This is a genomic window from Caballeronia sordidicola, from assembly GCF_001544455.2.
GTDB classification, from domain to species: Bacteria; Pseudomonadota; Gammaproteobacteria; order Burkholderiales; family Burkholderiaceae; genus Caballeronia; species Caballeronia sordidicola.
The window spans coordinates 135307-150840 of record NZ_FCOC02000013.1 but is presented as its reverse complement, the minus strand read 5'-3'; the positions used below and the strand labels follow the sequence as shown (position 1 = coordinate 150840).

The window sequence follows — 15534 nt, the reverse complement described above, 5'->3', positions numbered from 1 at the left end:
AGAGACGGATATATAAGCATGTCGAATCAATCGAACACCCCGCAAAACCCGCTTCGCAGCCGCCGCTGGTTCGATGACCCCTCCGACCCCGGCATGACCGCGCTGTATCTCGAGCGCTACATGAACTACGGCATCACGCGCGAAGAATTGCAGTCGGGCAAGCCGATCATTGGTATCGCGCAGACGGGCTCGGACCTCGCGCCCTGCAACCGGCATCATCTGGAACTCGCCAAGCGAGTGCGCGACGGCATCCGCGACGCAGGCGGCATTCCGCTCGAGTTCCCCGTGCATCCGATCCAGGAAACCGGCAAGCGCCCGACCGCCGCGCTCGATCGCAATCTCGCCTATCTAGGGCTCGTGGAAATCCTGCACGGCTATCCCATCGACGGCGTCGTGCTCACCACCGGCTGCGACAAAACCACGCCCGCCTGTCTGATGGCCGCGGCCACGGTCAACATTCCTTCAATCGTCCTGTCCGGCGGTCCCATGCTCGACGGCTGGTATCAAGGCAAGCTGGCCGGCTCCGGCACCGTAATCTGGGACGCGCGCAAACAGCTCTCGGCGGGTGAGATCGATTACCCGGGATTCATGGACAGGGTGGCATCGTCGGCGCCATCGGTTGGACATTGCAACACCATGGGCACCGCGCTTTCCATGAACTCGCTCGCCGAAGCGCTCGGCATGTCGCTGCCGGGATGCGCTGCGATTCCAGGGCCGCATCGCGAACGCGGATGGATCGCGTATGCAACGGGCAAGCGCATTGTGGAGATGGTCGGCGAGAACCTGCGGCCTTCGGACATCATGACGAAGGGCGCATTCGAGAACGCGGTCGTGGCGGCCGCGGCGCTGGGCGCTTCATCGAATTGCCCGATCCACATGATCGCGATCGCGCGGCACATGGGCATCGACCATACGCTAGACGACTGGCAACGGCTTGGGCCTGACGTGCCCCTGCTGGTGGATTGCCAGCCCGCGGGACGTTTTCTGGGCGAAGCGTTTCATCGGGCAGGCGGCGTGCCGGCCGTGATGAAGGAACTGCTTGATGCAGGCAAGTTGAACGCGGACGTGCGTACGGTGACAGGCAAGACCCTGGCCGAAGATCTGTCCCCGGTGCCCGCGCCCGATCGCGAGGTGATCCGCGCGTATGCCAACCCGTTGAAGGAATCGGCGGGGTACGTGGTGCTCTCGGGCAACCTCTTCGACAGCGCCGTGATGAAGGTCAGCGTGATCGACGAAGCCTTCCGCAAGCGCTTTCTCGCGGACCCCGATCATCCCGATGTGTTCGAGGGCAAGGTCGTCGTGTTCGAAGGCCCGGAGGATTATCACGCGCGTATCGAGGACCCGGAAACAGGTGTCGACGAACGCTCGATTCTCGTCATCCGCAATTGCGGCCCGGTCGGTTTTCCGGGCGGCGCCGAAGTGGTGAACATGCAGCCGCCGGCGGCATTGCTCAAGCGCGGTATCGATACATTGCCCACGCTTGGCGATGGCCGTCAAAGCGGGACGTCGGCGAGTCCTTCCATTCTGAATGTGTCGCCGGAAGCGGCTGTCGGCGGCGGCCTTGCGCTGCTGGTATCGGGCGACAGGATTCGCATCGACCTGAAGACGCGCAAGGTCGACCTGATGATTCCCGAGGCGGAACTCGCGCAACGTCGCGCGGCGTGGAAGCTGCCGGTGCTCAAGCACATGACGCCTTGGGAAGAGATCTACCGAAGCATGGTCGGGCAGCACGGCAGCGGCGCGTGCCTGGAACCGGCGACCCTGTATCTCAACATTGTCGAAACGCGCGGGGAGTCGCGGCATAACCATTGAGCATGTTCGTGCCGCGTGGGCTCCTATGTACTCTCGCGCGGCACGACTTCGTAGTGAATTTCGATGATCGGCGGCAATGGCTCGCGCCTCGCTGCCGGCGCCGCCTTCGCGCCGCGCGTCTTGTCCTGCTTCTCACCGGCATCGGTTTCGTCGAGCGCCGCGAGCAAGGACTCGCCGGTCGCACGTCCAATACCATAGGCATCGACGGAAACGGTTGTGATCGTCGGATAGCAATGGCGCGAGACTTCGAAGTCGCCGAACCCGGCAATGGCGATATCGCCCGGAACCGACAACCCGAGCCGATGGCACGCCATGACCGCGCCGAACGCGTGGATATCGCTCGCGCACATGACCGCGTCGGTATCGGGCCAGCGTTCCAGCAACTGCTTTAACGCGGCCGCGCCATGCGCCATGGCAACGCCGTGCGCCATGGTCGTGGTCCACGCGCTTTTGGTGATGTCGCGCGGCTCGCACCCTGCCGCCCTCACCGCTTTCAGATATCCGCGACGACGATCGATACCGCGCCGGTCCAGCTTCGACGCGCTGCTTACGAACGCAATGCGTTTATAACCGCGCTCGTGGAGATGGCGCACCATCGCGGCCGACGCCTCCACATTCGAGAATCCCACCACCCGATCGATAGGATTGGCCGGCATGTCCCACGTTTCAACAACGGGAATGCGCGCGCGGGCCAGCAACGAATGTGTTTCGGCGGTGTGGTGACTACCCGTGAGCACGATGCAGCGCGGCTGATAGCGCAACATCGCCCGCACGAGTTCTTCCTCGCGCGGCAACTCGTAGTCCGTGTTCGCGAGCAGCAATTGCATGCCCGCCGGTTCGATCACGTCGTTGATGCCGCGCACGGTATCGGAGAAATTCGAACTCGACAGCGACGGCACGAGCACGGCCACAAACGAGGAACGCCCCGACGACAACGCACCCGCCGCCGCATCCGCCACATACCCTAATTCATTGACCACGCTCAGCACGCGCTCGCGCGTGGCGGCGCCTACCGGCCTGCCGGCCAGTACACGCGATACGGTCATCTTGGAGACTCCGGCAACGCGCGCTACGTCGGCCATCCGGGGCGGTGCGGAAGTCGGAAGCTTGTGGTCGTCGGGCATCGTGCTGGAATCATTGACTGAGTCTGTTAATGATACTGGATGACCGTTCGTGGTTAACCCACCCGATAAACGGATGTGCCGAAAAGCAAAAAGCCCGCTGTGAACTGCAGGCGGGCTCTGAAATTTTGCTTCGACACTGGAACTTCGATACTGCTTGAAACGGGATGCTGGCGGAGCGGACGGGACTCGAACCCGCGACCCCCGGCGTGACAGGCCGGTATTCTAACCAACTGAACTACCACTCCATTTGTGCTGCTTGCCGCAATGATTCGAACCGGAACGCGTCAGTGTTAAAGCGTGGACAACACCTCTGTCAGCCTTGTCCTGCAACCGTTTCAATCAATCGGGGGACGAAGTATATAACGAAATTCCGGCGATGCGAAAAATTTTTCATCGGTATGACAGGAAGCGTTTGCGCCTCGTGCGGATGGCGAGCGTCGATGTGCGCCAACTCAAATCCGATAAACTCAAACTGACAGAAAGTGGCGCAGAGCCGCCCTGAAAACCCAGCTTAGCGAGAGCGATTCCTTGAAACAGAAACTGACTGACCTGACGCTGTCGGAGAAGACAATCACGACAACCGACGAAGATCAGAAGCTCCTGGAAATCCTGGCGTCCGTGCTCGACGGCCTGAGTTCGGTCATCAGCGCGAACACCGAATTGATTCTCCACGACATGCGCAATCCGGCGCATTCCACTTTCGCAATCGTCAACGGTCACGTGACCGGACGGCAGGTCGGCGACCCGATCATCGCAGCGCCTGTGGACGACAAAGGCTTTGATCTGCTGCTAGATCCACGGCCGCCATCGAAAGGCGTCACGACTTCCGTGGGACGCTACAAGTCTCGCACCAAGGATGGCCGCGAACTGCTCTCCATGACGGTCCTGCTGCGCAACAAGAAAGGCGTGCCGGTCGCTTCGGTGTGTGCGAACACCGATCTCACCGACTATCAGGTCCTGCATGCGAGCTTGGGACGCATGCTCTCGCGGCCGAGCGAACCGCAGGTGAAAGAGGCGGATCATCGTCAGACTATCGACGAACTCATTGAAGAGATTGTGAGCGACGCGATCCAGCGTGCAGGCGTGCCGGTTGCGCTCATGGACAAAAGTCAGAAGCTGAAGGTCGTGTCCGAACTCACGAAGCGCGGTGTCTTCATGATCAAGGGCGCGGTCGAGCGAGTTGCAGAAGCGCTATCGGTCACTCGTTTTACGATCTACAACTATCTTGAAGAACTGGGTCAGCCGCGAGGCAGCGATCTGCGCGCGGCCGCGTCCAAGCAAACTGCTACAAAAAAATCAGCGAAGAAGCCAGCCTAGCTTTCCTCGCCCGCGGTCTCGGGTTTCAGTGCCGCCACCAGCTCGATTTCGACCGGTATGTTAAATGGCAGTACATGCACGCCCAGCGCGCATCGGGTGTGCAAGCCGTTTTCTCCGAAGAGCGCGATCAGCAGGTCGGACGCGCCATCCACCACGCGATGCTGGAAATAGAAATCGGGAGCGCTGCTGACCCATCCGGTCAGCTTCACGATCCGCATCACGCGATCAAGACCGATCTCGGCATCCAGCGCCGCCAGCGCGTTCATGGCGGACAAGCGTGCTGCGCGATATCCGTCTTCCAGCGTAAGCGTTTCGCCGATGCGTCCCGTACACACGGGGTCAGCCCCAACCAGCGGGCCCTGCCCGGAAACAAAGATCAGGTGCGACGCCTCGACCACGGTCACATACGATGCCGCAGGCTTCGGGGCCGGGGGCAAATCCAGATCCAGTTCTTTCAGTCTTCGGTGAATGGTCATGTCTTCCTGGTGGCAAGTGAACAAAGCATGAAATCCGATAATTCAACAATATATTATTAACGTCAACATTTTGTTGATTTTACCCACGTGTGTGTGTGTCCGAACGTTAAGTTGCCTGAAGCCGTTTTTTCCCCGATGCTTCAATGGTTCGCCGCGCTTCTGTTCCTGCCGAAATTGCAAAACCGGGTTATTTTCTACAGTCATGCGCTTGGCTCGGCCGGTGGCATTTCGGCCAGCGCCAGCATGGGAAAAGGTGTGCGCGTCTACCTGCAGGTCGGCATCGATCATGCTTGTGGCGAACACCCTCGCCGCTCCGAACCGTTAATATCTCTTTCGAGCGATTTTGCTTTTGCCTTTTGATGCGACCTGACCGTGCCCAATACAGATCCGACCGATTACTGCCTTACGTGCGGTAATGTGCTCTCTTCGCCTCATGCTGCCTGCAGCCGTTGCCACACGATCGCCGCTGGCGACGCAGCAGGTGAACCGTGCATGCCCGAAATGAGCGGGGCTGGCAAAGCCATCATGGATACGGCCAGCAAGCGAACGCTCCGGGAGAGTCTGATGCACTCGCGAACTTCGCCGGATTCGGCGTGCCCGAGTCTCGAAGAAGCAGAACCCTACGAACGCGCTGAAGCGCTCGCCGTCGAAAGAAAACCCGACCGAAAGCTCAGAAACACGGTGATTGGCGTTGCCCTCGTTGCACTGCTGGCCGGCGGGGTGTATCTGGCTTTCGGCTCAGCAACAGAGCACGAGGGTTCGGAGCCGGGTACCGAGCCGATTGCGCAGAACAGCATTCCGCGGCTGGCGCCCGACGCGCGGATCGATGCGCCTCTCTACGCAAAGAACGCATCGCTCGATATCGCGGGCACCATCAACGCGGCCCGGCTCTCAATGGTGCGCGGTGCACTCGGCGACGCCCGCACACGCCTTGCGATGTTGCCGGCCAGCGAAAGCAAGCGAGACGACGTACGTCAGATCACGAACGAATTGATTCAGCGCGAACTCGCGCTGGACGCCGCCATAGGACTTGCACGCGCATGCGAAAAAGCCGGCGATAACCCATGTGTGCTGCGAGCCGCCGGCGACGCTCTGGCGAGCGACGTGTCGGATTCCGAAGCGCGAGACATGCTGCTGCGTGCCGTGGCGCAGACTGGCGTGCCTGGAGGCCCTGCGATCGTCGCGCCGTCGCCGGGAGTGACTCCCACGGCGATAAGGCGCACCGACACGCGGATTGTTGCGCGCCGACGCCCTGAACGACTCATGTTCCGGCGCGATACTCAGTCGTTTGCCAATCTCAACGACATCTACTCCAAGCCTTAATGCGCTGAGAAAACCGCCGCCTTGAACTTGCTCGTTTAAGAACTCGCAAACGTTTGGCAGTGCGTTTCAGTCGCCATGCGATATCTAAAGGCTCATTTTTTCGCGTCCCATAGCACATACGGATTACAGCCAAATTAGCCGGATGTTCCAGCGCAAATCCGTTGCTTATTCGCATCAGCATAATGCGCCATCGTCCCGCCCCTAATTAGGCGCTTTGCGCCAGTCTTCAGTTAACTTGAATTCGTCTCGATTTCGCTTGCTCGAAGCTCGTTCGTGCTTGCAGCTATCGGTCTCGCGGGGATTTCACACCAGATAAGGCAGGCATTTAATGTCCGCCACATCCGCACCCAACACTCGCACAATTGCGCCAAACAGTTACTCCTTCACGAACTAACTACCGAGATGTATGGCCATGCTGCGCAAGCTTTTCTTAACCTAAGACGATAGCCCACGCCGCCCCGATTGAAATGTTTCATGAGGCTTCAAACGCGCGTGCGCTGTCTCGTTTTTGCTCGGCATAATCTAGAAATTGATTCCGTGGCCGGGCCCTTTACTAGTGCGGCCGGACCCGTCCAAACGCAGCATTAGCCGAGGCATGTATGGATTCGACACCGCGCAAACTGATCTACGTGTGTCGAGATGCGTCGATGTCGCTCACGTCTAATTTCGAGGGACGCAACTGGGAGGTCATCGTGCTTCCTCCCCACACACGCAAGCATGCACCGGGAAATCAGGCGGTGCTGGGCGGACTGCTCGATCTGTCGACCTGCGAATTGCCTCGGGATTTCTCTGCCATTGAAGAACTGCTTGATAAAACCGCGGCAGGCTGGGTCGCCACCGTCACGCCGGGACAAACCAACGACGAAGCCGTGCGCCGGCTGATCCGCGACTACTGCTTCGACTACATCACCCTGCCCGTTCCGAACCAGCGCATCATCGACGTCGTCGGACACGCGTATGGCATGGCGTCATTGCACGACACAGCTTCGAACGATCCGCTCGGCGAGGATGCCGAAGGCCAGATGATCGGATCGTGCGAACCGATGCGCACGCTGTACCGCTCAATCCGCAAAGTCGCCATGACCGACGCCGCCGTATTCATCTCCGGCGAATCGGGCACCGGCAAGGAGCTGACTGCCGTCGCCATTCACGAGCGCTCGGCGCGGCGCGACCAGCCGTTCGTTGCGATCAATTGCGGTGCCGTTCCGCCGCATCTGCTTCAATCCGAGTTGTTCGGCTACGAGCGCGGCGCGTTCACCGGCGCGAACCAGCGAAAGATCGGGCGTGTCGAGGCGGCTGACGGCGGCACGCTGTTCCTCGATGAAATCGGCGATTTGCCGCTCGAAAGCCAGGCGAGCCTGCTGCGTTTCCTGCAGGAACGCAAGATAGAGCGCCTTGGCGGCCACGCATCCACGGCGGTCGACGTACGCATCATTTCGGCAACTCACGTCGATATGGAACGCGCAATGATGGAAGGCCGTTTTCGCGCTGATTTGTATCATCGGCTGTGCGTGCTGCAAATCGATGAACCGCCGTTGCGTGCGCGAGGTACGGACATCGAGCTACTCGCCAAGCATATGCTCGATCGATACCGAAAAGATGGGACGCGGCGCCTGCGCGGTTTTTCGCCCGATGCGACCGCCGCAATCTATCACTACGGCTGGCCCGGTAATGTGCGCGAGCTGATCAACCGCGTGCGGCGCGCAATCGTGATGTCCGAGGGGCGGCAGATCACCGCCCGCGACCTTGAACTCGCCGACTATGTGGAAGTCGCGCCAGTCTCGCTCGCGCAGGCCCGCCACGCGGCGGAACGCCATGCGATCGAACTCGCCTTGCTTCGGCATCGTGGAAGGCTCAACGATACCGCGCGAGAACTGGAGATATCGCGCGTGACGCTGTACAGGCTATTGACCGCGCATGGGCTCAGGACGCCATCCGTCGATACCGATGATGTCGAACCGGACCTGCTCCCGAACTCACGGTTTTTTGATCTCGCCGAGAGCGGCCGTCGTACCGCATGCTGAAAACCGCGGAGAAATCACGGGACAACAAAAAACCCACAGAGCCAAAAGCCGTGTGGGTTTCCAGAGCACGTTCATAACGCCGAGTCTGCAAAACGGTGGTGGGTGCTGAGAGGCTCGAACTCCCGACCTACGCCTTGTAAGGGCGCCGCTCTACCAACTGAGCTAAGCACCCCGCCTTGCAAATTCCGCAACAACTTGTGCGTTTCTACTGGATTGGAAACTTGGTTACAATTACCCAAACCGTTCCGTACCCAGCGAGTCCGCTAGTTTAGCGCATCTTTCAGCGCTTTGCCAGGGCGAAATTTAGGGACTTTTGCGGCCTTGATCTTGATGGCGTCGCCCGTGCGAGGATTGCGGCCCGTGCGCGCCGTGCGCTTGCCGACCGCGAATGTTCCAAACCCAACCAGCGTGACCGAACCGCCTTTTTCCAGCGTCGTCTTCACGCCGCCGATCACGGCTTCCAGCGCTCGTCCCGCCGCTGCTTTTGATATATCCGCCTGCTGCGCGATATGGTCGATCAATTCCGTCTTGTTCATTGTGATCCCCCGATAATGGTTTGTGGTTGGGCAATGCAAGGAGCGAACTGCCTTGAGCACAGGCCTTAAGCCAACTATGCGGCGGTCATTAGAAGTAGCCGAAACACGTGTGTCAACCGGGATTGAGCCTGATTCCACGCACCATTCGCTCGCGTCGGGCGTGCAATAAAAAACCCGCGGGGAACACCCCGCGGGTTTCAGACTTTCTCGACATCCGCGCGACAGTTCAATCCGCGCTTCGGTCAAACTTTCGGCCAAACATCGACGCCGATCAATGCTTCACGAAGTCGCCTGCAGCGGGCGTGTCCTTCTTTTCAGCGACGGCAGGCGTTGCGGGCTTCGCTTCTTCATCCGGCAAAGCAGCGGGAACACGTTCGAGCGCAAGCTCGAGCACCTTGTCGATCCAGCGAACCGGAACGATTTCGATCGCGTTCTTCACGTTATCCGGAATCTCGGCCAGATCCTTCGTGTTTTCTTCCGGGATCAGCACGAGCTTGATGCCACCGCGATGCGCTGCCAGCAGCTTCTCCTTCAATCCGCCGATAGGCAACACTTCGCCACGCAGCGTGATTTCACCGGTCATCGCAACATCCGCGCGAACCGGAATACCCGTCAGCACCGACACCAGCGCCGTTGTCATCGCGATACCCGCGGACGGACCGTCCTTCGGCGTCGCGCCTTCGGGCACGTGAATATGTATATCCTTCTTCTCGAACGCTTCGTCCGATACACCCAGACGACGCGACCGTGAACGCACCACCGAGCGTGCAGCCTCGACCGATTCCTTCATCACGTCGCCAAGCGAACCCGTGCGGATGATATTGCCCTTACCCGGCATCACTGCGGCTTCGATGGTCAGCAAATCGCCGCCCACTTCCGTCCACGCGAGACCCGTTACCTGGCCCACCTGGTTTTCCTTCGCGGCCAGACCGAAGTCGGTCTTGCGCACGCCGAGGAACGTGTCCAGATTGCTGCCGTCGACCTTGACCGCACCTTCTGCCTTCTTCAGCAGAAGCATCTTCACGACCTTGCGGCAGATCTTCGACATTTCGCGTTCGAGCGACCGAACGCCGGCTTCACGCGTGTAGTAACGAATGATGTCGCGGATCGCTTCTTCCGTCAGATCCATCTCGCCCTGCTTCAGGCCGTTATTGCGCGTTTGCTTCGGCAACAGGTACTTCTGCGCAATGTTGACCTTCTCGTCTTCGGTGTAACCCGAGAGGCGAATCACTTCCATCCGGTCGAGCAATGGCGGCGGAATGTTCAGCGAGTTCGAGGTCGCCACGAACATCACGTCCGACAAGTCGAAGTCCACTTCAATGTAGTGATCGGCGAACGTATGGTTCTGTTCCGGATCGAGCACTTCAAGCAAAGCGGAAGCCGGGTCGCCGCGGAAATCCATGCCCATCTTGTCGACTTCATCGAGCAGGAAAAGCGGATTGCGCACGCCGACTTTCGCGAGGCTCTGCAGGATCTTGCCGGGCATCGACCCAATATACGTGCGACGGTGACCGCGAATCTCGGACTCGTCGTGTACGCCGCCAAGCGCCATGCGCACGAACTTGCGATTCGTTGCACGAGCGATCGACTGGCCCAGCGAGGTCTTGCCGACGCCCGGAGGCCCGACGAGACACAGGATAGGCGCCTTGACCTTCTCTACACGTTGCTGGACCGCAAGATACTCGAGGATCCGTTCCTTGACCTTCTCCAGGCCAAAGTGATCTTCGTCGAGTACGCGTTCCGCATTCGAGAGGTCGTTGTTGACCTTGCTCTTCTTGCGCCACGGCAGACCAATAAGCGTGTCGATGTAGTTGCGCACCACAGTCGCTTCGGCCGACATCGGCGACATCAGCTTGAGCTTCTTCAGCTCCGCATCCGCCTTCTTCTTGGCTTCCTTCGGCATGCGCGCGTTGGTGATGCGCTTCTCGAGCTCCTCGAGATCCGCGCCTTCCTCGCCTTCGCCCAATTCCTTCTGGATCGCCTTGACCTGTTCGTTCAGGTAGTACTCGCGCTGGCTCTTCTCCATCTGACGCTTCACGCGTCCACGGATACGCTTTTCAACCTGCAGGATATCGATCTCGGCTTCGAGCTGCGCAAGCAGATGTTCAAGGCGCTCGACCACCGGAAGCATTTCGAGAATGTGCTGCTTCTGGTCGAGCTTCAACGGCAAGTGCGCCGCGATGGTATCGGCCAGACGACCCGCTTCGTCGATACCCGACAGCGACGTCAGGATCTCGGGAGGAATCTTCTTGTTGAGCTTCACGTACTGATCGAACTGCGACACGATCGCGCGGCGCAGTGCTTCGGTTTCGGCGCTGTCGGCGTGGTCGGGTTCGAGCGGCATCACGTCGCAGGAAAACTGCGTTTCCTGTTCTTCGATCGTGAGCGTTCTGGCGCGCTGCAAGCCTTCCACAAGCACCTTAACGGTACCGTCTGGAAGCTTCAGCATTTGCAGGATGTTTGCAACGCATCCCACTTCGTACATGTCTTTTTCGGTCGGCTCGTCTTTCGCGGCGGTTTTCTGGGCAACAAGCATGATGTGCTTGCCACCTTCCATCGCAGCTTCGAGGGCCTTGATCGATTTGGGTCGTCCGACAAAAAGCGGAATGACCATATGCGGGAAAACGACTACGTCGCGCAGCGGGAGCAGCGGGAGAGTAATGCGTTCCTGCGGGAGGAGTTGGGTTCCTGACATTTTCATTTCCCCAGTAGTGGAATCAGTTCAGTCGTAAATAAGGCCGTCAAAATGGATTGCAAGCCTTAAGCGTGTGGGAAAAGATCAGTGAATCGAAAAAATTCGCCTCAGTAACGTGTCAGTAACATCCACAAGATATCCGAAAAAAATAAACGAAAAGCCGTTCACGTTGCCATGAACGGCTTTTCGCCGACACACAGCCCAACTTCAGTTAGAACCTGCTACCTTCGGTGTATCTTCGTAAATCAACAGCGGCTTGCCGTCGCCGTCAATGGTGTTGTCGTCCACGATAACTTTGCTGACGCCCTTCATGGTCGGCAACTCGTACATCACATCCAGCAACGCCTGTTCCAGAATGGAGCGCAAGCCACGCGCACCCGTCTTGCGCCGGATCGCCTTCTGGGCAATCGCCTGCAACGCGGCCGGGCGAATCTCAAGATCCACCCGTTCCATGTTGAACAGCTTGTGATACTGCTTCACCAGCGCATTCTTTGGCTCGATCAGAATCTTGATCAGCGCTTCTTCATCCAGCTTGCCAAGCGTGGCGACCACTGGCAAACGGCCAATCAGTTCGGGAATCAAACCGAACTTGATCAGATCTTCCGGTTCCACTTCGCGCAGCACTTCACCTGCGTCACGGTCAACCTTGCTCTTGACGCTCGCGCCAAAGCCAATCCCGGTCTTTTCCGTCCGGTCGATGATGACCTTTTCCAGGCCGTCAAACGCGCCGCCGCAGATGAACAGGATATTGGTGGTGTCGACCTGGATGAAATCCTGGTTCGGGTGCTTGCGCCCGCCTTGCGGCGGCACTGAAGCCATCGTGCCTTCGACCAGCTTCAACAGCGCCTGCTGGACGCCCTCGCCCGACACGTCGCGCGTGATGGACGGGTTATCCGACTTGCGGCTGATCTTGTCGATTTCGTCGATATAGACAATGCCGCGTTGGGCCTTGTCGACTTCGTAGTTACAGTTTTGCAGCAGCTTCTGAATAATGTTCTCGACGTCTTCACCAACATAACCCGCTTCGGTGAGCGTGGTTGCGTCTGCAATGACGAACGGAACGTTCAGCATGCGTGCGAGCGTTTGCGCGAGCAAGGTCTTGCCCGAACCCGTGGGTCCGATGAGCAAGATGTTGCTCTTCGACAACTCGATATCGTCCTTCTTCTCGAGATGCTTGAGGCGCTTGTAGTGGTTATAAACCGCCACGGCAAGAATGCGCTTCGCGCGGTCCTGACCAATCACATACTGGTTCAGGATCTCGCTGATTTCCTGCGGACTCGGCAAATCCGATTTTGTCAGGCCGGCCTCTTCCGCCGCGCCCGCTGCCTCGTCGCGAATGATTTCGTTGCACAAGTCGATGCATTCATCGCAGATGAATACGGAAGGACCGGCAATCAGCTTCTTGACCTCGTGCTGGCTTTTACCGCAGAACGAGCAATACAACAGCTTTTCGCTGCTTGAACCCTTTTTGTCCGCCATGGATGTGTGAGCCTCCGGACACTCGATTACATAATACGCCGCTCAATTCACCTACGCAGAAACGGCATGTGCAGTAGGTGAAAGCGTGTGTGGCGTGTGCTTTAACGCCATTTTCGCGCGTCGGCTCCAGCATGGTGTGCCGGGCTTCCTTGCTGCGTGCCCGCTGGGAACCGGGCCGCTGCACAGCCTTGTTCCACAACGCCTTCTTAATGAAACACTCGGCCGGACCGGTTATTCCCGGGTCCGGCGCTTAACCACTCAAGGACGCTTGTGAAGAACCTGGTCCACAAGACCATAAGCCTGCGCGTCGTCGCCGGACATGAAATTGTCGCGATCCGTGTCGCGGGCGAGACGCTCGACCGGCTGACCGGTATGGTGCGACAGCAGCTGATTCAAACGCTCCTTCAGGTACAGGATTTCCCGCGCCTGAATCTCGATATCCGATGCCTGCCCGCGCGCGCCGCCAAGCGGCTGGTGAATCATCACGCGTGCATTGGGCAGCGCCACGCGCTTGCCCTTGGCGCCGGCGGCCAGCAGGAACGCACCCATGCTTGCTGCAAGACCCATGCACAGCGTGGCGACGTCCGGTTTCACAAATTGCATGGTGTCGTAGATCGCCATGCCGGCGGAAACCGAGCCGCCCGGGCTGTTGATGTAAAGGCTGATGTCCTTGTCCGGGTTCTCGCTTTCGAGAAACAGCAACTGCGCGACAACGAGGTTTGCCGTCTGGTCGTTCACTTCGCCGACCAGGAACACGACGCGCTCTTTCAGCAAGCGCGAATAGATGTCATAAGCACGTTCACCGCGGCCACTCGTTTCAACAACCATCGGCACCAGACCCAGCGCCTTGGTTTCGAAATCATGCGGCGCGTTCGATGCGAGCGAGTCCAGCAATTGAGCGCGATAGGTCATGCAATTTCCTTGTTCGGAATAGGGATACTGAGCGACAAGCAACATCCTTAGATAGGGTCAAACACGGTAACTTGCAATGACTTGCAAAGCCGGCGCCGAAAACGTCAATCCTGCATGAACGCAAAAAAGGCGTGCCGGCCCGTCACCCCGACGGCCCTGCACGCCTTCCCGACGCTGCTTACGCTTGCGCCGTCGCGCTGGCCAATTCTTCGAAGCTTACTTCCTTGTCGCTCACTCGTGCCCGGCCGAGCACAAATTCGACGACGTTGCTTTCCACGACGTACGCTTCCATCTCGGCAAGGCGCTGCTGGTTCGAATAATACCAGCGGACGACTTCCTTCGGGTCCTCGTAGCTTTTCGCGAATTCATCGACTTCAGCGCGGATCTGTTCCGGCTTTGCCTGCAGGTCGTGAGCCTTGACCAGTTCGGCCAGAACCAGGCCCAGCTTGACTCGGCGTTCAGCTTGTTCCGCGAACATTTCAGCGGGGATCGGCGCGTCGGCCGCGTTGGGCACGCCGCGTTGTTGCAGATCCTGGCGCGCCATTTCCACCAGACGTTCCTGATCCTGCTCGACCAGCGCCTTCGGCACGTCGAGATCCGAAATCTTCAGGAGCGCGTCCATGACCTGGTTCTTCACGATTTGCTGCGTGCGGCGCTTGGCTTCGCGCTCCAGGTTGTCCTTGATCTCGCCGCGCATCTTGGCGATGTCACCGTCTTCCACACCCAGCGACTTGGCGAAGTCGGCGTCGATTTCCGGCAGATGCGGCCATTCGATCTTCTTCATGGTGATCGTGAACTGGGCCGTCTTGCCGGCCACGTCCTTGCCGTGATAATCGTCCGGGAACTTGAGGTCGAATTCCTTCGACTCGCCGACCTTCAGGCCGAGCGCCGCGGTTTCGAATTCCGGCAGCATGCGGCCTTCGCCCAGCACGAACGTGAAGTCTTCGGCGCTGCCGCCTTCGAACAGCGCGCCGTCAAGCTTGCCCACGAAGTCCATGGTCACGCGGTCGCCGTCCTTGGCCGCCGTATCCGCGCCGCCGTCGCCATGCTCGCCGCCTTCGCCGCGCGCGTGAAAATGCACGCGCTGCTTGCGCAGGATTTCCAGCGTACGGTCGATCTCGGCTTCCGAGATGTTCGTCACCGTGCGTTCGATCTCGGCCGTTGCAACGTCGCCGATCTTCACTTCCGGATACACCTCGAAGGTCGCGTCGAAGGCGTAGTCTTCGGCGACTTCGCCCTCGGCCACCTTCGGCGCGAAACTCGGCTGGCCTGCCACGCGCAGGTTTTCCGTGCGCGTGACGTCGAAGAATTCCTTGCCGACCTTGTCGCTCAGCACTTCGGCTTCGACCTGGCCCTGGTACTGCTGCGTGACCATCTTGAGCGGCACCTTGCCCGGGCGGAAGCCCGGCATGCGCACGTTCTTCGCCAGCTGACGGATACGCGAATCCACTTCCTTTTGCACCGTATCTTTCGGCAGGGAAATCGTCACACGGCGTTCGAGCTTGCCGAGGTTTTCAACAACGTTAGCCATGGCTTCTATCGTCCTAGAGTAAATCGAGTATTCGGGTTCGTGTATCGGGTCAATTCTTGTTCGATCTCGCGCCGCGTGAGGCGCACGGCGTCTCGCGGTTCCTGCGCAGTTCCTTGAACAGCCAGCGGCTCGCCGAGGCATTCAGCAAGCCGGACAGGACACCCTCCGCGCCGGTTTTGAGTCAACAGAGCCAAACATTTTACCAAACTATTTGCAAGCGCCACGCCGGTTGAGGGCAGAGCCGTGCAAATACCGGCAAATCAGGCGCGTTTTAGCGATTTTCGAGCGGGTTTTCCGACTCCGTG

At 59.2% G+C, this 15534-nt stretch carries 12 protein-coding genes and 2 tRNA genes; 5 read left to right on the top strand and 9 right to left on the bottom strand.

Annotated features, from left to right (window positions below; translation table 11 throughout):
- The first annotated feature begins 18 nt into the window (after window positions 1–18).
- On the top strand, window positions 19–1812 hold the full coding sequence (locus AWB64_RS20250) for an IlvD/Edd family dehydratase (protein WP_060857202.1): 1794 nt from the start codon (window positions 19–21) through the stop codon (window positions 1810–1812).
- Window positions 1813–1835: 23 nt separating this feature from the next.
- Here the strand turns inward: AWB64_RS20250 and AWB64_RS20245 are convergent, their stop codons facing one another.
- Complete coding sequence (locus AWB64_RS20245) at window positions 1836–2936, bottom strand: LacI family DNA-binding transcriptional regulator (protein ID WP_060857201.1); 1101 nt, start codon at window positions 2934–2936, stop codon at window positions 1836–1838.
- A 168-nt stretch (window positions 2937–3104) separates the two neighbouring features.
- Window positions 3105–3181 (bottom strand) — tRNA-Asp (locus AWB64_RS20240).
- A gap of 283 nt (window positions 3182–3464) precedes the next feature.
- Here AWB64_RS20240 and AWB64_RS20235 point away from each other — a divergent pair.
- A complete protein-coding gene (locus AWB64_RS20235; RefSeq protein WP_060857200.1) occupies window positions 3465–4253 on the top strand; it encodes a helix-turn-helix transcriptional regulator in 789 nt (262 codons plus the stop codon).
- Here the strand turns inward: AWB64_RS20235 and AWB64_RS20230 are convergent.
- On the bottom strand, window positions 4250–4729 hold the full coding sequence (locus AWB64_RS20230; RefSeq protein ID WP_060857199.1) for a RidA family protein: 480 nt from the start codon (window positions 4727–4729) through the stop codon (window positions 4250–4252). The genes AWB64_RS20235 and AWB64_RS20230 overlap by 4 nt on opposite strands.
- A gap of 111 nt (window positions 4730–4840) precedes the next feature.
- On the opposite strand from AWB64_RS20230, the gene AWB64_RS20225 reads away from it, so the two are divergent.
- The 3 genes from AWB64_RS20225 (at window position 4841) to AWB64_RS20215 (ending at window position 8076) form a co-directional block, all read left to right on the top strand.
- The gene (locus AWB64_RS20225; RefSeq protein ID WP_157766664.1) at window positions 4841–5089 is read left to right on the top strand and encodes a hypothetical protein; all 249 of its coding nucleotides are present in this window, start codon (window positions 4841–4843) and stop codon (window positions 5087–5089) included.
- 204 nt (window positions 5090–5293) lie between these two features.
- Window positions 5294–6052 carry a hypothetical protein gene (locus AWB64_RS20220; protein ID WP_157766663.1) on the top strand — a complete coding sequence of 253 codons (759 nt, stop codon included), beginning with the start codon at window positions 5294–5296 and terminating at the stop codon, window positions 6050–6052.
- A gap of 599 nt (window positions 6053–6651) precedes the next feature.
- Window positions 6652–8076: a sigma-54 dependent transcriptional regulator gene (locus tag AWB64_RS20215; protein ID WP_082850562.1), complete on the top strand. Its 1425-nt coding sequence runs from the start codon at window positions 6652–6654 to the stop codon at window positions 8074–8076.
- Window positions 8077–8172: 96 nt separating this feature from the next.
- Here AWB64_RS20215 and AWB64_RS20210 read toward each other — a convergent pair.
- The 6 genes from AWB64_RS20210 to tig form a co-directional block, all read right to left on the bottom strand.
- Window positions 8173–8248, bottom strand: a tRNA-Val gene (locus AWB64_RS20210).
- A gap of 91 nt (window positions 8249–8339) precedes the next feature.
- Entirely contained in the window at window positions 8340–8612 is a 273-nt protein-coding gene (locus AWB64_RS20205) for an HU family DNA-binding protein (protein ID WP_060857196.1), read from the bottom strand.
- Between the two features lie 271 nt (window positions 8613–8883).
- A complete protein-coding gene (gene lon, locus AWB64_RS20200) occupies window positions 8884–11307 on the bottom strand; it encodes an endopeptidase La (RefSeq protein WP_060857256.1) in 2424 nt (807 codons plus the stop codon).
- A 207-nt stretch (window positions 11308–11514) separates the two neighbouring features.
- Entirely contained in the window at window positions 11515–12786 is a 1272-nt protein-coding gene (gene clpX / locus AWB64_RS20195; protein ID WP_060857195.1) for an ATP-dependent Clp protease ATP-binding subunit ClpX, read from the bottom strand.
- Between the two features lie 258 nt (window positions 12787–13044).
- Window positions 13045–13698, bottom strand: coding sequence for an ATP-dependent Clp endopeptidase proteolytic subunit ClpP (gene clpP, locus AWB64_RS20190; RefSeq protein ID WP_056353750.1), 654 nt, complete (start codon window positions 13696–13698; stop codon window positions 13045–13047).
- A 178-nt stretch (window positions 13699–13876) separates the two neighbouring features.
- Window positions 13877–15229: a trigger factor gene (gene tig / locus AWB64_RS20185; protein ID WP_060857194.1), complete on the bottom strand. Its 1353-nt coding sequence runs from the start codon at window positions 15227–15229 to the stop codon at window positions 13877–13879.
- Window positions 15230–15534 lie beyond the last annotated feature (305 nt).